The 23,705-nt window shown below is 62.3% G+C and carries 21 protein-coding genes; 5 read left to right on the top strand and 16 right to left on the bottom strand.

What is annotated here, in order from left to right; translation table 11 throughout:
* The first annotated feature begins 30 nt into the window (after positions 1-30).
* The gene (locus BDO18943_RS04680) at positions 31-1,593 is read left to right on the top strand and encodes an SLC13 family permease (RefSeq protein ID WP_235995815.1); all 1,563 of its coding nucleotides are present in this window, start codon (positions 31-33) and stop codon (positions 1,591-1,593) included.
* A gap of 38 nt (positions 1,594-1,631) precedes the next feature.
* On the top strand, positions 1,632-4,040 hold the full coding sequence (locus tag BDO18943_RS04675; protein WP_175021442.1) for a hypothetical protein: 2,409 nt from the start codon (positions 1,632-1,634) through the stop codon (positions 4,038-4,040).
* 125 nt (positions 4,041-4,165) lie between these two features.
* Here the strand turns inward: BDO18943_RS04675 and BDO18943_RS04670 are convergent, their stop codons facing one another.
* Positions 4,166-4,375 (bottom strand): hypothetical protein, encoded by a 210-nt coding sequence (locus BDO18943_RS04670; protein WP_210771940.1) that lies wholly within the window; start codon positions 4,373-4,375, stop codon positions 4,166-4,168.
* A 441-nt stretch (positions 4,376-4,816) separates the two neighbouring features.
* Between BDO18943_RS04670 and BDO18943_RS04665 the strand changes: the two genes are divergently transcribed.
* Positions 4,817-5,650, top strand: coding sequence for a DUF932 domain-containing protein (locus BDO18943_RS04665; RefSeq protein ID WP_175021440.1), 834 nt, complete (start codon positions 4,817-4,819; stop codon positions 5,648-5,650).
* A gap of 129 nt (positions 5,651-5,779) precedes the next feature.
* The gene (locus BDO18943_RS04660; RefSeq protein WP_175021439.1) at positions 5,780-7,969 is read left to right on the top strand and encodes a ParB/RepB/Spo0J family partition protein; all 2,190 of its coding nucleotides are present in this window, start codon (positions 5,780-5,782) and stop codon (positions 7,967-7,969) included.
* 47 nt (positions 7,970-8,016) lie between these two features.
* On the opposite strand, the gene BDO18943_RS04655 is transcribed toward BDO18943_RS04660, so the two are convergent.
* The 5 genes from BDO18943_RS04655 to BDO18943_RS04635 form a co-directional block, all read right to left on the bottom strand.
* Entirely contained in the window at positions 8,017-8,661 is a 645-nt protein-coding gene (locus tag BDO18943_RS04655) for a hypothetical protein (RefSeq protein ID WP_175021438.1), read from the bottom strand.
* Between the two features lie 76 nt (positions 8,662-8,737).
* The gene (locus BDO18943_RS04650) at positions 8,738-9,445 is read right to left on the bottom strand and encodes a nucleotide-binding protein (RefSeq protein ID WP_175021437.1); all 708 of its coding nucleotides are present in this window, start codon (positions 9,443-9,445) and stop codon (positions 8,738-8,740) included.
* 9 nt (positions 9,446-9,454) lie between these two features.
* Positions 9,455-9,919, bottom strand: a complete 465-nt coding sequence (locus BDO18943_RS04645) for a hypothetical protein (protein ID WP_175021436.1) — start codon at positions 9,917-9,919, stop codon at positions 9,455-9,457.
* A gap of 408 nt (positions 9,920-10,327) precedes the next feature.
* Complete coding sequence (locus BDO18943_RS04640) at positions 10,328-10,570, bottom strand: hypothetical protein (protein ID WP_175021435.1); 243 nt, start codon at positions 10,568-10,570, stop codon at positions 10,328-10,330.
* A gap of 178 nt (positions 10,571-10,748) precedes the next feature.
* The gene (locus tag BDO18943_RS04635) at positions 10,749-11,906 is read right to left on the bottom strand and encodes an IS30 family transposase (protein WP_175021434.1); all 1,158 of its coding nucleotides are present in this window, start codon (positions 11,904-11,906) and stop codon (positions 10,749-10,751) included.
* A gap of 215 nt (positions 11,907-12,121) precedes the next feature.
* On the opposite strand from BDO18943_RS04635, the gene BDO18943_RS04630 reads away from it, so the two are divergent.
* A complete protein-coding gene (locus BDO18943_RS04630; protein WP_175021433.1) occupies positions 12,122-12,553 on the top strand; it encodes a hypothetical protein in 432 nt (143 codons plus the stop codon).
* A 17-nt stretch (positions 12,554-12,570) separates the two neighbouring features.
* On the opposite strand, the gene BDO18943_RS04625 is transcribed toward BDO18943_RS04630, so the two are convergent.
* The 10 genes from BDO18943_RS04625 to BDO18943_RS04580 are packed head-to-tail and all read right to left on the bottom strand — an operon-like array spanning position 12,571 to position 23,512.
* A complete protein-coding gene (locus tag BDO18943_RS04625; protein WP_175021432.1) occupies positions 12,571-13,584 on the bottom strand; it encodes a relaxase/mobilization nuclease domain-containing protein in 1,014 nt (337 codons plus the stop codon).
* Between the two features lies 1 nt (position 13,585).
* On the bottom strand, positions 13,586-14,116 hold the full coding sequence (locus BDO18943_RS04620; RefSeq protein WP_235995813.1) for a plasmid stabilization protein: 531 nt from the start codon (positions 14,114-14,116) through the stop codon (positions 13,586-13,588).
* Positions 14,117-14,130: 14 nt separating this feature from the next.
* A complete protein-coding gene (locus BDO18943_RS04615; protein ID WP_175021430.1) occupies positions 14,131-15,654 on the bottom strand; it encodes an LPD7 domain-containing protein in 1,524 nt (507 codons plus the stop codon).
* A gap of 56 nt (positions 15,655-15,710) precedes the next feature.
* A complete protein-coding gene (locus BDO18943_RS04610) occupies positions 15,711-17,567 on the bottom strand; it encodes a PriCT-2 domain-containing protein (RefSeq protein ID WP_175021429.1) in 1,857 nt (618 codons plus the stop codon).
* Positions 17,564-19,282 (bottom strand): type IV secretory system conjugative DNA transfer family protein, encoded by a 1,719-nt coding sequence (locus tag BDO18943_RS04605; RefSeq protein ID WP_175021428.1) that lies wholly within the window; start codon positions 19,280-19,282, stop codon positions 17,564-17,566. Before BDO18943_RS04605 ends, BDO18943_RS04610 begins: the two co-directional genes overlap by 4 nt.
* Positions 19,279-19,653, bottom strand: coding sequence for a hypothetical protein (locus tag BDO18943_RS04600; protein WP_175021427.1), 375 nt, complete (start codon positions 19,651-19,653; stop codon positions 19,279-19,281). The genes BDO18943_RS04605 and BDO18943_RS04600 overlap by 4 nt, the downstream gene beginning before the upstream one ends.
* 8 nt (positions 19,654-19,661) lie before the next feature.
* The gene (gene virB11, locus BDO18943_RS04595) at positions 19,662-20,780 is read right to left on the bottom strand and encodes a P-type DNA transfer ATPase VirB11 (RefSeq protein ID WP_175021426.1); all 1,119 of its coding nucleotides are present in this window, start codon (positions 20,778-20,780) and stop codon (positions 19,662-19,664) included.
* Entirely contained in the window at positions 20,777-22,003 is a 1,227-nt protein-coding gene (virB10, locus tag BDO18943_RS04590) for a type IV secretion system protein VirB10 (RefSeq protein WP_175021425.1), read from the bottom strand. The genes virB11 and virB10 overlap by 4 nt, the downstream gene beginning before the upstream one ends.
* Positions 21,996-22,820 (bottom strand): TrbG/VirB9 family P-type conjugative transfer protein, encoded by an 825-nt coding sequence (locus BDO18943_RS04585; RefSeq protein WP_175021424.1) that lies wholly within the window; start codon positions 22,818-22,820, stop codon positions 21,996-21,998. The genes virB10 and BDO18943_RS04585 overlap by 8 nt, the downstream gene beginning before the upstream one ends.
* Positions 22,817-23,512 (bottom strand): virB8 family protein, encoded by a 696-nt coding sequence (locus BDO18943_RS04580; RefSeq protein WP_175021423.1) that lies wholly within the window; start codon positions 23,510-23,512, stop codon positions 22,817-22,819. The genes BDO18943_RS04585 and BDO18943_RS04580 overlap by 4 nt, the downstream gene beginning before the upstream one ends.
* Positions 23,513-23,705 lie beyond the last annotated feature (193 nt).

Raw genomic sequence — 23,705 nt, 5'->3', positions numbered from 1 at the left:
CAGGGGGCCCGACGCACGGGGAGCATATCAGTGACTGACAACGCAATCGGCACGCCGCCGCTCGACGGCGCGCAGGCCAGCCGGCCGACACGGGCCGAACCGGCCACAGCGCCGCGCACCGATCCGCACGCGACGGGCCGCTCGCGCGGCGCACAGTGGCGTGCCGCGATCGGCTTCGCCGCCGCATGGCTGGCGTTCTTCGCCATCGCGTGGTGGTTGCCTGCGCCTGCGCATCTGTCGGCCGAAGGCAAGGCGACGCTCGCCGTCGTCGCGTGGGTGGCGATCGTCTGGATCACCGAGGCGCTTCCCGTCGGCGTGAGCGGCATCCTGCTGCCGATGCTGCTCGTGCTGTCGCACGCGAGCCCGTCGTTTCCGAAGGCGGCCAGCGGCTTCGCCGCGCCGGTCGTGTTCCTGTGCCTCGCCGCGTTCCTGTTCTCCGCGATCATGCAGGCGAGCGGGCTCGACCGCCGCATCGCGCTGCTGCTGCTCGATCGCCTGAAGGTGCGCACGGCCAACGGCGTGATCTGGGCGATGTTCGCGGTGAACTGCGTGATGGCGCTCGTCGTGCCGGCCGCGAACGCCCGTGCCGCGACGTTGCTGCCGGTGACGAACGGCATCGTCCGGCTGTTCGGCGAAACGCCGCGCGAGCGCGCCGCGCGCAAGGCGATCGTGATCCAGACGCTCGTATACGGCGCGATGATCAGCGGCATGTGCATCCTGACCGCCCATCTGCCGAACATGGTCGTGTCCGGCTTGCTGGAGAAGCAGCTCGGCATCCGGATCTCGTACCTGACGTGGCTGAAACTGCAGTGGCCGTACCTCGGGATGTTCGCGATCACGCAAGCGTGGGTGCAGTTCCATTTCCGCTCGCGCGCCGTCGCGATTCCCGGCGGCCCCGGCGCGATCGCGGCGATGCGTCGTGCGCAGCCGCCCGCCGCGCGCAACGACTGGGCCGTACTTGCGCTGTTCGCGGCCGTCGCCGTGTTGTGGGCCACCGAGCCGCTGCATCACCTGCCGTCGGAAATCGTCGCGCTGATCGCGCTGGCGCTGCTGTTCGCGCCCGGCGTGCTGCGCTTCGGCTGGGCCGAGGTCGAACAGCGGACGATCTGGGGCACGCTGTTCCTGCTGGCCGGTGCGTTATCGCTGTCTTCGGCGATCAGTGCGTCGGGGCTCGCGAACTGGGCCGCCGATCACGTCTACGTCGCCGCGCGCGGGCACGGCTGGTGGCTCGCCATCGCGATCGTGATGCTCGGCACGCACGTGATCCGCATCGGCATGCTGTCCAACGTCGCGGCCGTCACGATGATCGCGCCGATCGCGCTGGCGCTCGCACCGCGCCTCGGGCTGCATCCGGTCGCGTTCACGATGCTCGTCAGCGATACCGACAGCTTCGCGTATCTGCTGCCCACGCAGATCACCGCGGGCGTCATCGCGTACAGCAGCGGCGCGTTCTCGACGGCCGACTACGCGAAAGTCGGTGCGGTGGCGGTGCTGATCGCGATCGTCTACGGCCTCTGCGTGATCGCACCGTGGTACGCGTACATGGGCATTCCCGTCTGGGACGCGAGCGCGCCCTGGCCGTTCGCGCACTGAATCGCCTGGTCTTCCATCGACATCTCCTCGCATTCCCCATGAACGAATCCAACGACACCCTCGATACCGTCGATGCGCGCGCCGCCGCGCTGCGCGACCGCCTGGGCCCGCACGTCGCGCCCCAAGGCCTGTACGAGCGCCACAAGCGCCTGCCGTTCGCCGGACGCGTGCAATGCAACGTCACGCGCCTCGAAGCCGGCGAGTGGAGCGAGATCGTGCTCGACTACGAGGTCGGCTCGTCCGGCATCGCCGACGGCGGCTGGCTGAAGGCGACCTTCAAGTTCTATTCGGACTGGGCGCTGTTCCAGACGAGCGACCCGAGCGCCGCGAACTACATCAGCGCCGAATACCACGCGGCGCCGCTCGTGCCGGGCCAAAGCCCGGCCACCGTGCAGGCGCTGAACGTGCGCTTCGACCAGAAGGGGCACGAGCGGCCGTTCCAGAAGGCCGTGATCGTCGACGTCGTCGACGGCTACGTGAATGCCGGCGACCGGATCGTGATCCGCCTCGGCGACCGCCGCCGCGGCTCCGGCACGCGCGTGCAGACCTTCGCCGAAGACAACTTCCGCTTCCGGCTCTACGTCGATCCGCTCGGCACGTCGCGCTTCGTCGCGGTGCCCGGCGACGTATCGATCGACATCCGGGCCGGCGCACCGTCCGACGTGCTGCTGAACGGCCCGCGCTTCGTGCGGCCCGGCACGCGCGCCCCGTTCCGGCTGTCGCTGCAGGACCGCTGGGGCAACGCGTGCCACGACGTCGGCGGTCATGCGCGTGTCGTTGCGTATGACGCCCGCGGCGAGATCGTCTACCGGCGCGAACACGCGCTGCCCGACGCGGGCTTCGCGAGCTGCGCGGTGGACGACCTGCCGGTCGACGCGGGCACGCTGCGCATCGTGGCCGACGTGCCCGCACGCGCGGACGTACGCGCGGCCGAAGCGTGGCTGACGATCGATGCGTCACTGCCCGCGCCGCGCGCGCTGTATGCGGATCTTCATGTGCACGCGCATGACACGGTCGGCACCAACAGCCCCGAGTACAACGCGCGCTACGCACGCGACATCGGCGGCATCGACGTGCTCGGCTACACCGCGAACGATTTCCAGATCACCGACGAGAACTGGCGGCTCGGCGTCGACGCGGTCGAACGCTTCAACGAGCCGGGGCGCTTCGTCGCGTATCCGGTGCAGGAATGGTGCGGCAGCTCGACCGCAGGCGGCGACCACAACGTGGTGTTCCTCGGCGACGCTCGACCAGATTTTCCGTACAACGCGCGTGGCGAGCACAACCGTACGCTGGTCTGGAACGAGGACATGAACGGGAACGCGGTCGAACTCGGCCGCTGGCCCGTCGAGGAACTGTGGGATGCATACGCGGACGATGCCGTGCAACATCTGGTGATGCCGCACGTCGGCGGCCGCCGTTATATCCCCGACTGGCACCATCCGGAGCTTGAACGCCTCGTCGAAATCGCATCGTCATGGGGCCATTTCGGCTGGCTGTACCAGGACGTGATCGAACGCGGCTATCAGCTCGGCGTCGCGGCCAGCGGCGACGAACATCGCGGCCGGCCCGGCGGCGGCGCACCCGGCGTGCAGGTGTTCGGCGTGCATGGCGGGCTGACGGGCGTGCTCGCGCCCGCACTCGATCGACAGCACGTCGGCGAAGCCCTGCGCGCGCGGCACACGTGGGCGACCACCGGCGAGCACAGTGCGCTGCTGGTTCGCTGCGGCGATCACCGGCAAGGCGACGCATTCGCGCACGAAGGGCCGGCGCGGCTCGACTACCGGCTGCTCGGCCAATCGGGCTGGGAATACGTGGCCGCCTACGATCACGACGGCTTGCTGTGGGAACGCAACCTGCACGCGGAACTCGGTTATGCGGAGCGTCTGGTCCGGGTGCGCTGGGGCGGCGCACGCATCCGCGACCGCTATCGCTGGGCCGCGTGGCGCGGCCGGATCCGGATCGTCAACGGCACGATCCATCGCTTCGGGTCGAACGGGTTCGAGCATCTTGAGGAATCGGCCTGGCGCACCGGCGCGACCGACATCGAGTTCCGCAGCGACACCTACGGCGACGCGGACAGCATCGAGCTCGACATCGGCAATCTGGCCGCCGCGACGATCGTGGTCGAAGGCACGATCGACAGCTTCGCGAAGGTCGGCGATCCGCTGCAGCGCAATCCGTTCGTGCACGCGCCCGCGTTCCGCTTCGAAATCAGCGGCGCGGAACTGCTCGCACGCGAAACGGCGACGCATGCGCTCGGCGGCACGGAGCTGTTCGTCGCGGTCGAACGTCTGACGGACCAGGCGCTGCCCGTCGATCTGGCAGGCAGCATCGACGTCGCGCCTCGCAACGCATCGTTCGGATACCGTCCCGTGTATTTCTTCGGTCGGCAGCGCAACGACAGCAAGGTGTGGTCGTCCGCGCAGTTCATCACGTTCCAATAGCCTGCAATCAGGACCGGCGATGCCGCTTCCCGAGTCGCCGTCCTGGATTTACAGACTCCCCGTCAAACCACGCTTTCGAAGAATTCGAATACACGCGCGACCATGTCCACCGGAATGGGAACACCTCACCTCGGATCGTGTTCGACGAACAGGTATCGCACGTCGCGCTGCCGCGCAGTAGCGGCTATCGGCCGATAGTCGATCACACCGCGGCCGCGGCCGGTAATGTGGTCCGGGGAAGCCGCGTCGAGCGAGGTTGAATAGCCGATCATGTCGAAGTTCTTGATATGCAGCCCGTGGAAACGATGCCCGTGGCGTGGTCGATAAGCGCTCATAGCTTGTCGAACGTCTCGTTCGCATTCATATTACTTGCCACCCCGCCGCGGCCGGCGTTTTCCTAGGCATCTATGCACCTGAGGCTGGCTCAATTTCCGTCCCGGTCTTAGTTGGAAAATTCCGAGTCTCGCAGCTACCCCAAGGCCCGGTCAACCCGCGGCATGGCATGCACCCGACTCCCAGCTTCCCGCCCTTGACCCGCGACCGTAGCCGATAGCGGTCAGCCATCAAGGGGCGCGGGACCGTGTTGCCCGCACCCCTCCCTCGCCTTTTTCCTTGACGCCTGCCCGCTATCGGCTCCTCGAGTCGCACGGGCGGAAACCCGGGAGCCTGGCGGCAGCAAAGCCAACCCCGAGTTCCACCGGGAGGTGTCCAGCCGCAACGGCAAGGCACATCCCCTCGCCCGGTTCAGGTCCTCAACCTTGACTGTGGAGATTGCCATGCAACTCGCTTCCTCTTTCCATTACAGCGCCCCGATGCTTCGCGCGGATTCGCCCCTTTCGGACGACCAGATTCGTCGCGTTGCCCCGTCCGTCTTCGCGGATGGCAAGCATGAAAGCCGCTCCGAACGCTACACCTACATTCCCACCATCGATGTGCTGCGCGGCCTGCGCAACGAAGGCTTTCAACCGTTCATGATCTGTCAGACCCGCGTACGTGACACTGGCAAGCGCGAATTCACCAAGCACATGCTCCGGCTGCGCCATGCCGACCAAATCACCGGCGAAGAGGCCGACGAAATCGTACTGTTGAACTCGCACGACGGCACCAGCAGTTACCAGATGCTCGCCGGCACATTCCGCTTTGTCTGCCAGAACGGCATGGTCGCAGGCGAAAACATCGCCGATATCCGCGTGCCGCACAAAGGCAACGTGGTGCAGAACGTGATCAACGGTGCATTCGACGTGCTCGACGGGTTCGATCTGATCCGCGAACAGAAAGACGGCATGCGCTCGGTGACGCTCGACCGCGACGAACAGCACGCGTTCGCCCGCTCCGCGCTCACGCTGCGGTACGACCCGACCGACGCCGAAGCCCCGGCTCCCATCTGCGAAAGCCAGTTGCTTGCCCCGCGCCGTTTCGAAGATCGCCGCGACGATCTCTGGACTGTCTTTAACCGGGTGCAGGAAAACCTGACCAAGGGCGGCCTGCATGGCCGCTCCCGCTCGGGCCGCGCCATGTCGACGCGACCCATTACCGGTATCGACCAGAACGTGAAGCTCAACCGCGCGCTGTGGATGCTCGCGGACGCCATGCGCCAGATGAAGGCGTAACAACTGACGGGCGGCGCGTCCGCGTCGCCCTGCTGTTCAGTTTTGCGCCATGACGCCCGTCGGGTCACGTCCTGACGCATCCGCACCTTACTGGCCCGGCATCTTCCTTCCTACTATCAGGAGTCGATCATGCAAGCCCAATCTGTTGAAACCGTCACATCTGCCTCCGCGGCGCTCGAAACGAACTTCGGCAATGAGCAGCCGGTCGTGACGGTGCCGTATTCCAGTTTGCAACGCTCACCATTAAACGTGCGTACGAAGCCGCCATCCGGCATCGCTGGACTAGCTGCCAACGTTCGCGCCAAAGGGCTACTGCAAAACCTCGTAGTCCACGAAATCAAGGGGGCACGCGGAAAGCACCGCAAATATGGCGTGTGCGCGGGGCAGCGACGCGAAGCCGCTCTCGATCTGCTGTTCGAGCAGAAGCACATCGCCGCCGACTATCCGGTACCAGTGCGCATCGTCAGCGAAGGTGAAGCGCTCGCCATATCGCTGATCGAGAACGGCGAGCGAGAAGGACTCGACCCGTTCGACGTGCTGCGCGCGTATCGGATGCTGGCAGACGAAGGCCGCAGCGTCGATTACATCGCGGCGCTCTTTTCAGCGTCGCCCATTACCGTCAAACGGCGCATGAAGCTCGCCAACGTGTCGCCCAAGCTACTGGCGCTGCTGCGCGAGGACTCAATCACGCTCGACCAGCTTGCCGCACTCGCGCTCACGGACGATCACGACACGCAGGAGCATCTGTGGTTCGAGGCCAACGAGTGGCAACGTCAGCCACACTATCTGCGGCAGGCGATCACCCGCGCCGAGATCGATGCGAGCCGCAGCCGCCTCGTACGCTTCGTCGGCCTCGCCGCCTATGAGGCAGCGGGCGGCTATGTGCGCCGGGACCTCTTTAGCGACGACGAGCATGCGGGCTACATTGCGGACGCCGACCTGCTGCAGAACCTTGCCGCGCAAAAACTCGACGCGGCGGCCGAAACGCTGCGTACCGAAGGCTGGGGTTGGACGGAAACGCGTGTCGAACGCGACATGCTGGAACTGAACCGTTACGGCAGACTGCGCCCTGTCCACCGTCCCTACAGCGACGAGGAGCAACGCGAACTCGACGCGCTGACCGCGCAGCAGACCGAACTGAGCAACAAACTCGATGCATTGACGGAAGACGACGACGATGCCTATGACGCAGCCGAACGTCTGGACGCCGAGATCGGACAGGTCGAAGCCGCGATCCGCGCCCTTGAAACCAGCACTATCGTGTGGGATGCATCGCAAATGGCAGAGGCCGGGGCATTCGTGATCGTCGGCTCACAGGGCGAACTGGACATCGAACGCGGTCTCGTACGGCGCGAGGACAGCGCGACACTCGTCGCGGCGGGCGGGACCGTAACCGGCACGCCCACAACCGAAGCGCCGGACACGGCAGATGCACCGGCCAAGGTCAAGCCCATCCATAGCGCAACACTCTGCCAGCGACTCACCGCACATCGCACCGCCGCCGTCCATGCGGAACTGATTGCGCAGCCTACCGTGGCGATCGCTGCGCTGCTGCAGCACTTGATTCCGCAAGCAGTGCCCGAGCACTACGGCCATGCCTGCGCACCGCGCTATCTGGCGCTCTCTGGAAACAACAATCGCGATAGTCTTCTGCACGCGGCAGACGACCTCCCTGTCAGCCCGGCCTGGAACACTATCGAGACGCAACGCACACGCTGGATCGCGGAACTGCCAGCAAGCCAAGCCGATCTGCTGCCATGGTTGCTCAGGCAGGACGCGTACACGACCTTGCTCGACCTACTCGCGTTTTGCACAGGAACCGTGCTCGATGGTATTGCGACATCCGAAGCGCCACACGCGATTAACGCACTGGCCGATGCACTGAATCTTGATATGGCCCGGTACTGGACACCAACGCGCACCGCGTACTTCGACCATGTCAGTAAGGCGCGCATCGCGGAGGTCGTGTCTGGTGCGGTTTCTCCCAAGATCGCGGCGGACCTCGCGAAGATGAAAAAGAGCGACGCTGCAGCGGCGGCGGCGGCGGAACTGCGCCTCGCGAAGGTCGCATGGCTCCCGGAAATCCTCACCGATCGCGAGATTCCGGCATCGCCCTCATGGGCTGTCCACCGCGACGACGAGGATGACAGCGATGGCGAGGACGTCGATACAAACGAGAACGGCGGAAATGACCACAACCCCGTCAACCACACGCCTCACGACGCCGAGCCGTCTACCGGAACCGCCGAACAGCCGCCGTGGCCTTTTCCGACCACCGAATCGGTAACCGCTGCACAAACTGACCCGGACGTCGCGTAACTGTTGATCCTCATCCAATGACGCAACACAGCATATGGCAGCGCACTTCAGGGCCTGCCGTATGCTGACCTGCCCTGCGCCGCTTGGCTAACCGTACCCGACGCGTGGTGCCCTGACCGCCCGTCCATCCAACCACTCGCAACCAGCAGCATCAAGCAGAGGACCGTTGCGCTCGCCAACCATAGACACCGCATCGCACGCACAAAACGTCGTTCCATCGCCGTCGCCATCATGTCCATCCGCGCCGCCGCCGTGTCCAACGCTTTGTCGAACCGACCGATCGTCTCATCCAGCCGCTCACGCTGTGCGCGCCCCGAAATTGCCGCCGCACCGATCATTCGATTGCCGGCCGAGCGCACAACCTGACTGGTCAGCCGTGTGCCGAGCGCCGTCAGTGCCGCCTCATTGAGATTCGCCAACACTTCCCGGTACCGCGCCTCATGTTCCTGAATCAGGTCCTCCGCCACCGTGATCGTCGCCTTGCACCGTTCAAGCGCGCTGCGGTGTTGTTGCATTAACGCATCGTTCGCGCCACCGATTTCCCGCCGAGCCGCTTCGAGACTACCCTCGCTCGCCCATCGAATACGCTCCGGCATTGCCTCATACAGGCGCGCGTAGTATTCGAGCACCGCGATGATGGACCAGAGCGCGTCGTTGTCGTGCAGGTTCAGGACGCCCGATACCCGACGCATCCGGGCCAGACTCGTGTCGTCCGGAACCTCGCCGGATATCTCCTGAAACAGGCGAATCAGTGGCTCGACTGGCCGCCTACGGCTCATCATTGGTCCCGGCGTTATCAATCATGGTCGAGAAGATCATGTCGCACAGCGCGCGCCAGCGCAGCAGTTCTGCCCGCTCGCCGATGTGCATCGTCTCCGACGCGACGCGAATCGACATCCGCTGACTACGCAGTTCGTCCGCGACACGATCCGCCAGATCCGGGAAGTCGAGTGTGCGTCCTCGTGCTTCGATCGTTTTGCGTAATTGCGACGCCTGATACAGCGTGAACTTGTCCGGCGTGCCGAAATGACCGTTGCGCACGACATGGATCGTCGCCTGGGGGAATGTCGGACTGAACGCGCGCAGTAATTCCAAACTATCGCGCTGCCGGTTGATTACCCACAGCACGATGAGTTCGCGCCGCAGTTCGCTGAGCGTACTGGCAAGTGTCGCGCCAAAACGGGTAATACCCGTTTGGCTGCGCGCCGCCGTGTTGACAACAATGGCTGCGTCTCGGCGTAAGTCGCATAAGTTGACCAGGCCGATCCAGCCTTCTGCTTCGTCCAAACTGTAGGCGACGCACGGTACCTCGTCCTGAATCGCTTTCATCACGTCGGGATTGGACGTATCGGTTTCGACCAGCGCGACAGGAAAATCACGGCGCTGGAGGTAGTCGGCCAGCGCGAGCGAGACAATGCTCTTACCCACACCGCCCTTGCTGCCGCCCACCAGATAGATTGGATAAATCGTCGTCATACACTTCCTCTACAGGTTCTCGGTGTCAGGCACAATCTCGAACGAGAACGCATTCTGAATCACCATGGCCCCCGAATTGGTCGTCGCCCTTCGACTATCCTTTCGGTCTCGATTCTCTACTTGATCGAGAGACGGCAGTCTTGTTTGTTTCGGCTTCTTGATTCGCGGTGGCGCAGTAGCCTGACCCGGTGGGGCGGCTCTTTCCAAACGCCCGGCCTTGTGATCCTTCGCTACGCGTTGCATCGCGTAGCGCAAAGTGCTGGCGCTGATGCCCACGCCCTCTTCCGCCATCTGCTGAACGATTTCTTCGAATGTGTAGCCCTTCTGTTGCGCGCCGTTGATCTGCGGCCGCATTGCATTCACCGCCTCACGCACAGTGACGTGATGCTCGTGTGTAGGCTTTGGTGGCAGCGCGTCGAGACGGCGAGCTACCGCGTCCCATTGCGCTTGAGTAAAGTGCTTTACGACCGGCATGATCCGCCTCGACACACTGCCTTAATACCATCTTGCTGATCGCAATGATGGCCGTCAATGCCCGAAAAAAGCCGAACTTAGCGCATCGGACCGCATGGGAACGGGCCGGAATTGAACGGCATCGCAAAATATTTTGTGTCGTCGCGCTGAGGCGACACCAACTCGCGATCGACCATGCCTTAAGTTACAAACGACGATCGGAGCCAGACGAATCTGGTCATGTGAGTGCGGCTCGAGGAGCAAACCTCTGCATTCGACCGCTGCGACTTACTCCGCATCCGCGTCGCCGCCTACTGGTTGAGTTCGCGCCCACACTGACGCGGTCACGTTTTCAATCAGTCGCTTTTGTTGCACTGTGTGTGACGGCCCCGATCGGTCACGTCGTTCACAACGCTTCGTTTTCCTACGTCACCTGGCCAAAGGATTGACATGACGCAACTCGTGCCGTTCGCTGCTTTTGATTACAGGCGGATCGTTTTTCGGCGCGAGACGTGCGCCCTTCCTGCTCGCTATGAACACGTCTTTTTGCAGCCACGGCTCCATCTTTCTGCATGACCACACCGCATCGTGCGTGGCAATTGACGAACGACGAGATAAAAGGACAAAAGAAGCGGAATTGCAGGATAGGCTTGCGCCGGTTTTTGGCACCATTGCAATGCTCCTCGAAAAATCAAGTCCGATCTGACGTCCAAAGTGTTTTCTAGATCAACGACTACAGCATGCACTACCAAGCACTCCGATGTTGTCCACATTCGTCCATTTCTTCGTTCATCGTGAGAACCTTAGCTCTCAAGCACGCGGAGATTTGCTGAACAACGACCTGGTAGGTTCAATGAGTCGCTGCAACAGCCTCGCGTAGCTTATCGGCCGGAGACATGAAGCCCAATGTTTTTCTGGGTCTTTCATTGAGCCGCGCTGCAATTTTGTTCAGATCCGTCTGCGAATATTGATCAAGTTTCGTACCGTGGGGCAAGTACTGACGCAGGAGCCGGTTCGTGTTTTCGTTGGTGCCACGTTGCCAAGGACTCCGCGGGTCGCAGAAGTAGACCTTCACATCCGTGGCGATCGTGAAGTCTTTGTGGTTCGCCAGCTCCATGCCCCGGTCCCAGGTGAGGGACTTGCGTAGATGCTGCGGCAGCCGCCTAACCTCGCGCTTCAGGCCCGCCACAACGCTCACCGTGTCCTTTCCCTTGACCTTGACGATGATAGTGAATCGCGAGCGCCGCTCCACCAAAGTGGCGACATGAGTATTGTTGGCGCCACTGACGAGATCTCCTTCCCAATGACCGGGCACTGCACGGTCGGCGGCTTCAGGTGGTCGCTCGTGAATAGAAACCGCGTCAGCAATCTTATTGCGAGCACCCTTCGAGCTGGAGAAGCGCGAGTGACGCATCTTACGTTGGGTCCGCAAGTGATACTGCAGTTCCTTCTTCAGAACGCCGCGCGCTTGCACAAACAGGCTGCGATAGATCGTCTCGTGAGACACGCGCATCGCCTCGTCATCGGCATATCGGTGCTTAAGCCAACCGCTCACTTGCTCTGGGGACCATTCGCGGCAAAGCTTACGCTCGACCGCATAACGCAAGCGCCGGTTCTGCTCCAGAAGGCAGCGTTTGGGGCGCAGAGCAGACTGCAAGGCCCGCGCATCCGCTTCCAAAGCTCGATAGTGGCCTGTTCCACCGTTACGCGCAATCTCACGGGAAATTGTGGAGGGCGCACGGTTCAACTGGCGGGCAATCGCTCGAATTGACAGTCCAGCCGAGGCGCCGCGCGAGATCTCTTCACGCTCGCTCAAGGTCAATGCCCGCAACGACCGCTTACGAGCAGCAGGGGTGTACCCTCCGCATAGTCGGATCACGCCGTAGATCGAGCCTGCAGGCTTGCCTAGCGCCGCCCCGATGCCAAGAAACGATTCGCCTGCTCGCCACCGCCGCCAAACCTCTGCCTTGCCTTCTGGCCGCAACCCTGGCCGTCCCATTTGTGCCATTCGTCAACCCTCCCTCGTTCGATACTAATAGGAAGGTGTTGCTACGATCCATTGAACCTACCCTTCTGAAGTTTACGAAGTCGAGATTGTTCATCCACGGCCTAGCCGACTATATTGGAAGGAAGGGCAGTCGACACATCACATTTCGCTGTAGAGCTGTTCATGTCGACAAAGGAGGTGGCCTGATCGGGCGCCACGTTCTGGAGGAATGTTCTGTGGGATTTCTTAAACTTGCGATCATCTTCGGTACAGTCATCGCGATTGCAAAGAGCATTCGGCTTTTTAGTCGTCACTCGCGACGTCAGTACGGTTACAGTTTCTTCACGGCACGTGGATTTTGGCTTGCCGCAGTCGGCATTAATCTCACATGGTGGGGATACGTCGGATGGGGAACCGCACTACTGCATCACGAATCGATGTGGGCGGGTCTCGTCCTCATGGCAATGGGGCTTGCGGCAGTCATCCGGTTGATCTACGAAAACGTCAGAAACACGGCGCTGACGTACGGTGTTCCCGGATCGATCCTGCAGCTTGTGCTGTTTTTTCCGGTGGCAGTCTACGGCATCCCGCTTCTCGCGATCACGTTCCTGTTTCTGCTCGTCGTGACATTCAAGGCCGGACCAGCGTGGCTTTCCGATCGGGAATGACCCCAACGCTGTGACCGTCAACGCTCCACATCCTGCCTAGCGCCGCCTGAACGCTCCACGGCATCTGACACCTGACGATCCGGCATCTCGCTCCTGTCATCCGGCGCACGCCCTACCATTGGTCGATCTCGTTGCACCGGCATGGACCCGACGAAGTACGCCATTTCAACGGCCATCGAGCGATCCTCACGCACACTCGACCTCGCCATTGCGTAGGCAATTTCTCGCCAGGCGGTAAATACGCCACCTTGCGCGACCCATACTGCATCGCGCTGAGCATCGGTCGGCATCGATTTCCAGTACCTCGGCGTTTCGCCACGCGCAACCATATGGACGACCGGCTGCTTCGGATAGCGCTGCGTCACACCGCGCACACGCCGAGGCGTCGCATTCGCCTCGACACCATGCTCACGCAACTTCTCCGCAAAACGCTCACGCCATCGCTGAAGATCCTTATGGCGGGGATTCAGGCGATGGCCGTCCGGACCACGTACCTGTACGCTCAGATGCACATGCGGATGCGCTTCGTCATTGTGCGCGGCGAAAACGTATGCCCTTCCGTCACCGAACTCAAGCGCCGCGAAATCTCGCGCCGCATCGCGCACTGCTTTCCGATCCGTTCCCGGTGGCATCGACAGCAGGATGTTGAACGTCTCGCGCCGCGTGCTGGTCTCGGGGATACCCCACCCGCCGAGTTGCCAGGTCTTCATGAGATCACTCAGCGCATCATTGCCTTCAATCCGGTCACCGTTCTGATCCTCCAGTTCGGTCCGGCCGTTACGAGAGATATAGCGCAGATGTCGACGTACGGCTCCCATGCCCTGCGCACTCGCTGCCTTGTTGGTAATCTTCACCATGACTTCAGGAGAGCGCCTGAGCGTGCGGGCGACCTGCGCACGCATGCGAGCGGCAGCGTTGCGAATACCCACATGTGAGAGCCGCGACGCTTGCGCATGTCGTAGCGGATCATGAAACAGGCGATCGCCCCAGTTCACGAGCATCGCGTCGATGTAGATTTTCGGGTATGGCATGTCAGCGGCTCCAGCGATCGAGGTTCGCGCGCATAATCGCGGCCGCCGTATGCAGGTGTTCGTCAACGTGCTCTCGCAATTGCGCCCATTCGGACATTAAATCTCGAGGCACTGGTTCGGTTTCGTTGGCACGTGCAAGTTGGCCCAACAAACGGCCGATCTCAGCAAGTCGCTGGTTTGATACGGACAGCGCACTCAATTCTGGCTCGCCCAATTGCGGTTCCCGGCTCAATTGCGCCCGAACCAGCGAGACTATCCAGCGATTACTGCGCAGACCCATTGCTGCGGCGCACCGCTCGACCGCATTCAGCTCCGCGCTGGTCAGTCGGATTTCGATGCGATGACGCGGCTCCCCAACGATCGGTAGAGGTAAGCGACATATGGTCGTGCCGGATTCGCCGTCCGCATCGTCGCCGATAGCCGTTGCGATCAACTGACGCGCGCCCTCGCCCGCCGTCAAACCTCGGCGAGCGCACCAGTCGTCCCAGCGCAACCTGATTGCCCCAAGTTCGACGCACAAACGCTCGCGCACGACCACGATTCACCTCAGCGAGAGGGTGATGATCGCGACGGCTCGGCTGGCGTGCGCTCGAGTTCGCGGGCAGGCGTGCGTTCGGAAGCCTGATGCTTGCGACGATTCCGGCCCGATGGCGCGCTCGGATCGAATACCTTCGGCGTCGGGACCGGAATGCCTTCGCGCTGGAACGCCGCCAGCATGCGTTCAGCGTGCTGCCGCACACGGGTAACGGAGCGCTCGCTGAAACCCTGTTCGCGCATGGCGGCCGTCAGCACGGCTACATGCAATGCCCGTTCGCTACTTAAATGGCGCGCATCGTGACTGCCGTGCGGCGCTGTTTCGTCGACTGGAGCACCGAATGAATCTGTAGATCGGGCTTGGTCATCCCGCGAATAGTTCGGCTTCTGTGAGACTGCGACGTCATGACCTCGCTGCACAGTCTCTACCTGCCAGGTATTGCGATGCACGACCTTCTCGTCTTCACCGATCACCCTTCCTTCGTCATCCAGGATTGGCATTCGCACGGTGACGAGACGTTTGCCAAGATTTTCGAGTATCACCTGCTGTCCGATCTCGGCATTCGCCTCGCGCACCGCACGCTCGAGATCCACACCCCACACGACTTGATCAACGCCCGCCACATCGCGAAACACGACGTAGTACGAGTCGCTGCGCGCTGGATTATGCTGATACGGGGCGCCACCATGCTCACGCAGTTCTCCAACGTATCGCCGCGGCAGATCAGCTTCGTCGTGCGCAGCGCTCTGGCTGCCTTCAGGAATAGGCGGTTCCGATGCCGACACACGGACCGATGTGGATGGAGAGTTAGGGTCGCCATTCGTGCCTACGTCGACTCGGGGCGCGCTTGAAACCATAGCTGGATCATCTGCGCGAGCCGGCCCACTCTCGGCAGTTGCCACCCCGACTTGCGCAACCACTTCGATGCGATTGTCCAACCGCGCCTGCCGCACATCTGTCAGACGGGCCAGATCTGCTGCTTTCGGCTCGTAGCCGCTCACTTCAATGCCACGCAGCGTGCCCTGCAACCACGCCTCGCTACGAAACACCTCATGGCCCGAGACACGAATGCGCCGCCACGATTTGGCATGCACCATGTCAATCATCGACTCGATGACGTCGGGTCGGTTGTGCTCGGTGACGAGATATGGCCCTAGATCTTCGAACGCGAGTTGATACGGCGCGTCCTTCAGGAAATACTGATTGCCCGCGCGCAAGTAACGCTTGCGTACGCGTTCGGGCGGTTGGTCGAGCGGCACACCGAACAGATCCACGTCGGCCGGCGTCCCGCTCGGCGACCGAGCCCCGGCCTTCTGCGGCGTGATCGCATCGTCACGGATGGCCTGCTCCCGCAATCGCGCCCGGGTGGCATCGAACTCACGTCGGCGCCGAGCCGATACGGCTGCTAGTGCAGCCGATTCCAGCCTGCTCCGACGTTCGTCCGACGCAGCCGGTCCGCCACTGTTAACCGGCAAATCCTGTTCGATCACGTTGATAACTGGATCGGCTTCATCCGCGGAAGTTCTCAGAGCCATGTGGCACCTCGCATTCTAGAGATCGGCGTTGAATGTTGGCGCGATGCTGGTATGCCCTATCGGTCAGGCATTGAGCCGGCTTCGCGAGACGCTTCCTGTTCCCGCGACTTCTCGAGGGCGGCCGCACGCGCTTCGCGGATGCGCGTCCAGGATCTCGCCTGCAACTGATCAAGCATCGCCTCCAGATTGGGGCTGTAGTTCAACTCGCGTGCCGACTTTTTCAGCGAACCCACCATACGTTCCAGCAGATCGCGCGCCCGGTCCCACGGATAGACCTTCGCCTGGTCGCCGTCATAACCCACTTGCAGCTCGGATCCGTTCAACCGGGCGTTTTCATCCATCCATTTCAGACGGTCGGACACAAACGCCATTCGATCTTTGCGGTGAAACACGACACTGCGTGTCGCGACCTGCTGGATTAGATAGTGTTCCGTGTTGAACACCTCACCCCGATAGGGGCCACCGTTTTCGCGCGGCGTGCCCAGCCTGAGCGGTGAGCCAAACCGATGTTCCGCAAGCGCCTTGACCTCGTTCGGAACGTCACCCACGCCAAACAACGGTTCGCCGATTGACGGACGCGTCGACGCAAATCGAGGCGGATCGCCAGCCGATGGCGCCGCAACGGGCAGCGTGTCAGGCAGAGCATCCACCGAGGGTGATCCCGAGCCGGATGCACGATCCGTTGCCGCCACATCCGGCGTCGCCTGTTTCGGCGCACCTCGCTTTGAGGACCGGCGACGCGACGTGCCGTCATCTTCTGCCAGCAGCTTTTCCTTGACGTTGCTCATCTTCCCGCCCTCCTCATACTCATTGACATAAACCAAGGTGAAACCGGATTCGGTGCAGATTTCCGATTGACCATCTGCCCTTACAACAGAACGGACCATGACGCGCAGGTATTCGCCGACCGCTTCAAATCCGCTCAGCACCACCATGTCGCTGAAGTCGTTCGGCACCATGCCGTGGATGCGCGCATCTGCGGCGAATCGTGGCCAAACTAGATGCGCCCTCGCGTCTTCCGCCGCACGCCGCGCCTGCGCCTCGCCACTACCCAGTTCACCTAACACGATCAGTTCCGCGGCGGGATACTGTTCACGCAAACTCTTCGCCACCAGCCCCAGGTTCCCACTGGACAGCGCCGCCGTCGCGAACCAACCTGTGGCTCTTGAAGCCGCCAATGCTGTCGCCATACCTTCCGCGATCAGAACGCGCGACGGAGCGCTGGCCGGAACCCATCTCGGCTCCGTCGTCCAGTAGCCACCCCGCTTCGCTCCGCCAGCTAGGGACGATTTGCGCCCGTGTTCGTCGATCAGTTCAAGCGTCGAGATCGATCCGTTCCAGACCGGCACGATCAAAACACGTCCATTCAGCGGTACTTCCTCGCTGACCGGCAGGTAGCCAAGCAGTGTATGCAGTTCAAGTGCATCGAGCTCGCGCAGCGTGTATGCAGGGTCAAGGTGCTTACGTACAAGATAGGGATGCTGCGGGCCGACTGGTCTGGCCCACTGCCAGATCGAAGCGGCCTCGTGGGCAACAGTTGCGTGACGTGCTTGCAGTTGAGCCTCGTCCCGTGCGCGCTGAGCCAACACCTCGGGGGACGCCGCCAGCACGGCGGTCATGCGATCTGGATAATTCGCCCGCTTCAGATCGAAACCGTACTGACGCGCCTGCCAGAAAAGCGTAGCGAGCGTCTTGCCACCCGATGCACTGGCGGAGCGCCATGTTGTCCGGGCCGCACGCTCGTTGTAGTTGGCTGCCGTCCGGCTCCACGCGTCCCAGATTTCAAAGCCTTCGTCCCCGAAGCCCTGCTTGAGCGCAAACGCCATATCGACCCAGGTCTCGTAGTCGTCGGCCGGAATCGCGGCAAGCGCTGCACGCGCACGGTCCGCATCATGCCCGTAGGGTGTCGTCATTGCCGGGCTCCCGCAACTGGCAGACCGCTCACGGTTGCCTGGCGCGCAGGTTCAACAAAGTCGAGCTCAGCCACATCAAGATCATTCACGCTCAGGCAACGTCTCGCCTGCTCAACCTTACTGACTGGCATGCCCAGCAGCATGAAATGCCGCTCCACGTAGGCCACAGCCTCCTCCTCGCTGATGTCTGCGAGGTTCGGCGGCAGATCACGCGGATTCCACGCCTGCAATACTTCCAGGTACTCGTGCGGAAGATGAACGAGCCCCGCGCCCTCCGGGTCGGCCTCATCGGGATGCAAGTCGCGCAATCGTCGCTCGACCACCGCGGAAAAATAAGCCATGTCCAGGGCAGGCACGGACGGCGCCGGCATGACGCGGGACGCAAACTCGGGATCGCGCCAATAGCAAATCTTGTCGGCCAAAATCGGCTTGGTGTTTTCGAGCAGGATGATTTCCTTGTCGCGCTCCAGTTCCTTCAACTCCTGCGGCAACAGCAACAGCCGGCGCTGTTCGGATACGCTTTCGCTTGAACCACCCCGGCCGCCAAAGAAAGCGTTGGGGCGGCTCACGCTGCGCGACTGGTCGGTGAACGTCCCGAGCATTTCCGAGTAATCGTTCGCGTCCTTCTGCTCGCGCGGTGCATAGAGAATCTGCATCGCGTGGTTCGTGATGATGGTACGGGCATCGGATCGCCCGTAAACGGATTCGAATTGCGCGATCGATTGCACGATCGACAGCACGCGCAGATTGAAGCCCGGCATATAGGCAATCGCGCGCGGAAGAATGTGGATCTTTCCGATTGCGGTCATCTCATCGAGCAAAAGCAGGCACTGGAACTTAAGCGTCGGATCGGCTTCGGGCAGCTGTTTCGTGTTCAAGTTGATAATCTGCGAAAAGAGCAGGTTCACGATCAAGGCCGCTTCCGACAGATGGTCGGGCGTGACACCGATATAGATGGAAATACGTCGGCGCCGCAGATCACGCGGATCAAAATCGCTCGCGCTCGTTGCTGCGTCGACAATCGGGTTGGCCCAGATCGTCAGCGGCGCATTGAAGGTCGCCAACACGCTCGCCAGCACCTTGTCGTCATTGGACAGGAAGCGATTCAGTGCATCCACGCATTGTTGCGAGAGCAAGCCACGATGCCGGACCAGCGCTCGCTGCAAATAGGTTTTGACCGGCATGCCATTGCCCGACGATTGCCGCAGCACTTCGCCCATCGTGACGGGAAAATCAGGAGTCGATGCATCCTTGCCAGCCCGGTGCGCATCACGCCATTCGCACAGCAGAAGCACGATACCGAGGAACAGATTTCGCGCCTGATCTTTCCAGAAATCGTCGTGGCCGCCTGGTGGATATAGTGCATAGCCGATCGCGAGAATGTCGCCCACCCGGAACAAGCCATCGGAGATCGCAGACAGTGGGTTGTAGCGGTGTGTCCGGCCATCTTCGGCAAACGGATTGAACAGATAAACATCCTGCCCATTCGCGCGGCGGAAGCCGGCTGTGACCACATAGTTTTCCAGCTTGATGTCAAGCACCACCACCGAATGTGGAAAGGTGAGAAGATTCGGGATCACCACAGCGACACCCTTGCCAGAGCGAGCAGGGGCAGCAAGTAGCACGAATTGCTGACCGGCAAATCGCAGGTAACGGCCGCGCCATACCCCCACGACAATCGCAGGCGGCGTATTGAGATGGGCGTGCGTCGTCATAGCAGCCCCGCCTGCCGGATTTCCGATTCATTCGCAAAGCGCGCACTGCCATAGAGACGACGTCGATGCGAGTTCACCCATAGCGCATGAACGCCTAATACCGGTCCCCCCATGCACACGAGTACACCGAACAGCGCCGCCCCAACCAGCTTACGTCCGACGTTCGGCATCGCCCCGTCGCGCCACATCAGCGCCGCATCGAGCCAACCCCACAGTCCCGCGTGCAGCGGATTAATGCGCAGGCTGGCATAGAGGAGGAATGACGCGAGCCCGAGCGACGCCGCCAGCCCAGCCATTAAGCAAGCTAGCGCGACCAACGTCACTACAGCTGTCCGAATATGCTGGCGCAAAGGCGACGACGGATGACCCATGGCCGCCCCTATACAAACGCGGTGCGCGCCTTGCGCACCGGATCGAACCAGACTTCGGTCATGCCCCAGCGCCTGCCGGTCTGCTTACCCTCTACGTCGAACACTGGGTGTGATTCCATGTGCGCGACGACATCGACTGTCAGGAACAACAATCTCTTGAGTGCGGCATCGTCCCAGGCGGCGGCCTCCGGATGTTCCTTTGCCATCAGCGCGAATCGCTCGATCGCGACGGTCACATTGGGCGCGTGATAGCTCGTGATCGACCCTGCATGTCCTGTCGTCAGAAGCTTCAGGAAGTCGTAGGCTTCGGCGCCACGCAGTTCGGCCAACAGCACGCGATCCGGGCGCATGCGCATCGCACTTGCAATGAGGTCCGCGGGCGTCACCTGCGCGTGACCATGCCCGCCCTTGCTATATAGAAGATGCACGCAGTTCTCGACGTGCCGGATGAATAGCTCCCGTACGTCCTCGATCGTCACGATCCGCTCGGTCGCAGGAATCGAGCGGCATAGGGTCTTCATGAAACTGGTCTTGCCGGACCCTGTATTGCCGACCACCGCGATGTTGCGTTTTCCCGTGACAGCGTGCTCGAAAAAGGGAACCCAGTCATGCTCTTCCAGGCACTGGACGAGATTGCGGTCTTCGGCAGACAAGTCTGCCAAAACAGAATCGAGCCCGTCCGGCCTCCGCCATACCGTAGCGTCGAACAATCCCTCGTCGCGACATGCACAGAGCGTCTTTTCGTCCGGGGACGGACGGCGAATCGTGACCGACACCGTCCGCGCCGGCACGACCGGCGGAACCACGATCTGGATACGCGCGTCGTCCGGCAACAGCGCGGACAGAATCGGATGCTGCGACGATACTTCCTGGTTGGTCAGGGTCGCTACCGACACCGCGAATGACATCAGCCGGTCGAAATCGAGGTCGGCGTAGTCGTGGCCGTGCCAACCGACCGAGTTTTCGGTCAAAACACGTTGCGGCCGATTGATCACCAGTTCAGTCACATCGGGATCATCGAGCAGTGGCGCGAACGGTCGCATCAGTTCGCGTACGGATGCGTCGTCGGGCAGCCGAGCCAGCACCGCGTCGCGCGATGCATCTAGCAGATGCGAGTGAATCATCATCGCGTGCCCTCCGGCTGCAGTGCATACACCGATCCGAAATCCAGATCGCGCGCAATCACGATCGTGAACTCCGCGCCCTGGTTCTGGGTGAGCGTCGGTGGGATACCGATCGTGCTGTCGAGCACGCGCGTGGCCATGTCGTTGCCCTGCTGTTGCGTGCTCTGGAACACCACCGATCCGTTGGCGTTGCCACCGCGCGTCGACAGATAGCCGATCGCGTCCTGCGTAACGCCAAGCAGCATCGCCGCACCAATGCGCTGACTCCAGTGGTTGTCCACGTAGCCGTCGATGCCCATGCGGCCGAGTGCGTCGGCCGCCGGCGAATCGATCTCGACCGTGACACCGTTTGGCGTCTTGATACGGGCCGACAGCACGAATACCCGCTTCTGTCCCGGAGACATGTTCGAACGATACTGGCTGTTGATCTGCGAACCCCGCTCAATCAGCACGACGTGGCCGTCGTCGGAATACACGTTCTTGGTCACCGTGCAGGTCGACAAGCCGGCCTCGGTCGAATCAAACGCCGTATCGCCCGCGCAGTCGATCTTGGCGCCCTGCGCAAGCACCAGGCTCCGATTACCGAGCGTTCCGGCCTGAACACGCGGTGTCACGGTCGGCATCAGCGCCTGGGCGAGCCCGCTCCCCATCTGCCCCGAACCTTGGGCTGACGCGCCTGCACCGCCGTTTACACCGCCGGTAAGCGGGAAAGACACACCACCCGACCCCGGCACGCCTAGCGCCACACCCGCGAGTTCCTGCCCACCGCCCGTTGCAAGCAGCGGCGCATCGTAGTAGCTGCGAGGTGTCGCAGCGTGTGCGACGCGAGCAGGCGTGACCACACCCGAAGTCGATGCGAGGCGCACGGCAACCGCGCTTGCCGGTACCGTGGCCGAGGCTGTGTTACCGACCGACGACGCGGGCAGATCGTTGAACATGCGCCCCTGGGACGACGTACCGGCCATCGAATCGCGCCGCGCCTTCGATTCGGCATCGTGCCGCGCGAGAAAACCGTGCACGGTCCAGACGGCGCCCACACCGACGATCAGCACGATCACCACGGGCGTCAGCCACCAGGCGCGCGGACGTGCACCTCGGTATTGCCCCAACGCTGGCATACCGCGATCAGCGGAAGCATTTGATGCGTCCGCGTTCTGGCCACCTTCAGACTGACGCTCAGAGTCATCGTCGGGCTCAATCACGTTGCGCGGGGTATCGTCATTCATCGCGATGGCTCCGCAGAATGCGCTTCACCCCGTTGACCGTCGTGCCGTCATGAGCCGGCACGCCGTCGATGTCGTAAGCGTCATTCCAGATTCCAACGACCTCTCGTGCGAGCCGCAACACGAATCGCTTCGCCACCTCATGTATGACGATCGTGTCACCGTCGATGTGCTTGTCGACCACGCTTTCCGTACCGTCATCGGCCACCCGGAAAATCGCCGGCATGCGTCGGTTGTTCGGAATACGCAGATACGTAAAACGTCCGTCGTCCCATGCCGCGGTCGGTGCGATGTCGTCGGAGCTCGGCATCACCTGCATCGAATACCGTGCGTTACGCACGGCCGCGGGCTGCGTCAGGCGCTTCGCAACCAACTCGACGTCCGATTCCCTCGACGCCCGCTTCGCCAACTCGTCCAGATAGACGAAAGTCACGCGATACATCACGCGGTCATTGCCGAACTTCGACTTCAGCGGAAGCACAACGAGATCAAAGCTGTAGCTGTGCCGGTCGGTGCGAATTTCGAGATTCGAATCGTGGGCGGCAAGCTGCGGTTTCAAGTACACATCGTGATCGCCCTTGTTCGCCACCACCTGCCAGCCGTCTCGATCTCCAGGTGCGACCACCTGAATGTGCTCGTGGGAACCCAGCGCGATGTGCGTCGCAAAGCCGCGTTGAGCCTCCACGCGCACCACCTCATCGGCTCGATAGATCACCTGGCGAACGCGCGAGTCGCCGTTCCAACCGGGCAGATCAACCGCCCTCGCGCCCCCCACGAGTAGCAGACTCGCCAGCGCGATGCCGAACGGACGCACTCTCATGGTGTGCCTCCTACTGCCGACGCCGACGGCGTATATTCCGCATCCCGGCTATAGGCTGTGACCTTGAAGCCGAACGGGTTGGCGATTGCCACGCTCTCACGCGTGAACACGGGCGGCCAGTAGGTATAAGCCAGCGTGATCACGAAACGCTGGGTTGGCTCGGCATGGGCCTCGCCATTCTTGAACGACGTCCGTTCGACGTGCACGACTGCACGACCGGGTTCGTCGGGCGGCAGCGTGACCGAGAGAATCCGGATGCGCCGCTCGACACCAGCCCCCAACTGCCGATCCAGTGCATCGGGACCGCTGTAGATGCCACGGTAATCGCGAGCAACGACGTCATCGCTCATCGTGAGCACGCTGTCGTAGTCCATCTGCAGCAGTCCCCAGTCATAGCGCTCGCGTGCGCGCACATAAGTCTCGACCCAGTGCTTGTCCTGGATCTCCTTCGTATGCACGTGGCGGGCGTCGAGCACGTCGATCACCTGGGATTCGCCCGTCAGGCGATCGACCTCGATGGGCAGAGGCACTACGCGATAGAACGGCACCATCACGGCGAGTGCTACCGTGCTCAGCACGGCAATGCCCACTGCCGCATAAGCGATGTGCCATGCACGCCGCTCGGAGCACTCCTGCAGGTGCGTCAGCGACGCCTCGATGTCGAGTACGCGGCCATAACCGTGCAAGCTCATGAGTAATCTCCCGCATCCGGCACCGCGGGCTGGTCCGGAGCAGCCGGCACGGGCGTTGGCACGTCAGGCACGGGTGGGACACGATTGACCGGCACGCGGTGCAGGCCGTCCGGCAATACGGGCTTGGGTGGCCCGCTGCTGCAGGCGGCAAGACTCCAGGCGAGGCACCCGGCGAACGTCAACGAACTCAGTA

The organism is Burkholderia aenigmatica (assembly GCF_902499175.1).
In the GTDB taxonomy this organism is placed as follows: Bacteria; Pseudomonadota; Gammaproteobacteria; order Burkholderiales; family Burkholderiaceae; genus Burkholderia; species Burkholderia aenigmatica.
The sequence above is the reverse complement of the archived record's forward strand: the minus strand, read 5'-3'. Positions and strand labels throughout refer to the sequence as shown.

What these genes read in the sequence shown, in the direction of transcription:
- BDO18943_RS04675 (WP_175021442.1), top strand. Translation starts at nt 1,632, where the DNA reads ATGAACGAATCCAACGACACCCTCGATACCGTCGATGCGCGCGCCGCC.
- BDO18943_RS04670 (WP_210771940.1), bottom strand. Translation starts at nt 4,375, where the DNA reads ATGAGCGCTTATCGACCACGCCACGGGCATCGTTTCCACGGGCTGCAT.
- BDO18943_RS04665 (WP_175021440.1), top strand. Translation starts at nt 4,817, where the DNA reads ATGCAACTCGCTTCCTCTTTCCATTACAGCGCCCCGATGCTTCGCGCG.
- BDO18943_RS04660 (WP_175021439.1), top strand. Translation starts at nt 5,780, where the DNA reads ATGCAAGCCCAATCTGTTGAAACCGTCACATCTGCCTCCGCGGCGCTC.
- BDO18943_RS04655 (WP_175021438.1), bottom strand. Translation starts at nt 8,661, where the DNA reads ATGCGTCGGGTATCGGGCGTCCTGAACCTGCACGACAACGACGCGCTC.
- BDO18943_RS04650 (WP_175021437.1), bottom strand. Translation starts at nt 9,445, where the DNA reads ATGACGACGATTTATCCAATCTATCTGGTGGGCGGCAGCAAGGGCGGT.
- BDO18943_RS04645 (WP_175021436.1), bottom strand. Translation starts at nt 9,919, where the DNA reads ATGCCGGTCGTAAAGCACTTTACTCAAGCGCAATGGGACGCGGTAGCT.
- BDO18943_RS04640 (WP_175021435.1), bottom strand. Translation starts at nt 10,570, where the DNA reads ATGGTGCCAAAAACCGGCGCAAGCCTATCCTGCAATTCCGCTTCTTTT.
- BDO18943_RS04635 (WP_175021434.1), bottom strand. Translation starts at nt 11,906, where the DNA reads ATGGCACAAATGGGACGGCCAGGGTTGCGGCCAGAAGGCAAGGCAGAG.
- BDO18943_RS04625 (WP_175021432.1), bottom strand. Translation starts at nt 13,584, where the DNA reads ATGCCATACCCGAAAATCTACATCGACGCGATGCTCGTGAACTGGGGC.
- BDO18943_RS04615 (WP_175021430.1), bottom strand. Translation starts at nt 15,654, where the DNA reads ATGGCTCTGAGAACTTCCGCGGATGAAGCCGATCCAGTTATCAACGTG.
- BDO18943_RS04610 (WP_175021429.1), bottom strand. Translation starts at nt 17,567, where the DNA reads ATGACGACACCCTACGGGCATGATGCGGACCGTGCGCGTGCAGCGCTT.
- BDO18943_RS04605 (WP_175021428.1), bottom strand. Translation starts at nt 19,282, where the DNA reads ATGACGACGCACGCCCATCTCAATACGCCGCCTGCGATTGTCGTGGGG.
- BDO18943_RS04600 (WP_175021427.1), bottom strand. Translation starts at nt 19,653, where the DNA reads ATGGGTCATCCGTCGTCGCCTTTGCGCCAGCATATTCGGACAGCTGTA.
- virB11 (WP_175021426.1), bottom strand. Translation starts at nt 20,780, where the DNA reads ATGATGATTCACTCGCATCTGCTAGATGCATCGCGCGACGCGGTGCTG.
- virB10 (WP_175021425.1), bottom strand. Translation starts at nt 22,003, where the DNA reads ATGAATGACGATACCCCGCGCAACGTGATTGAGCCCGACGATGACTCT.
- BDO18943_RS04585 (WP_175021424.1), bottom strand. Translation starts at nt 22,820, where the DNA reads ATGAGAGTGCGTCCGTTCGGCATCGCGCTGGCGAGTCTGCTACTCGTG.
- BDO18943_RS04580 (WP_175021423.1), bottom strand. Translation starts at nt 23,512, where the DNA reads ATGAGCTTGCACGGTTATGGCCGCGTACTCGACATCGAGGCGTCGCTG.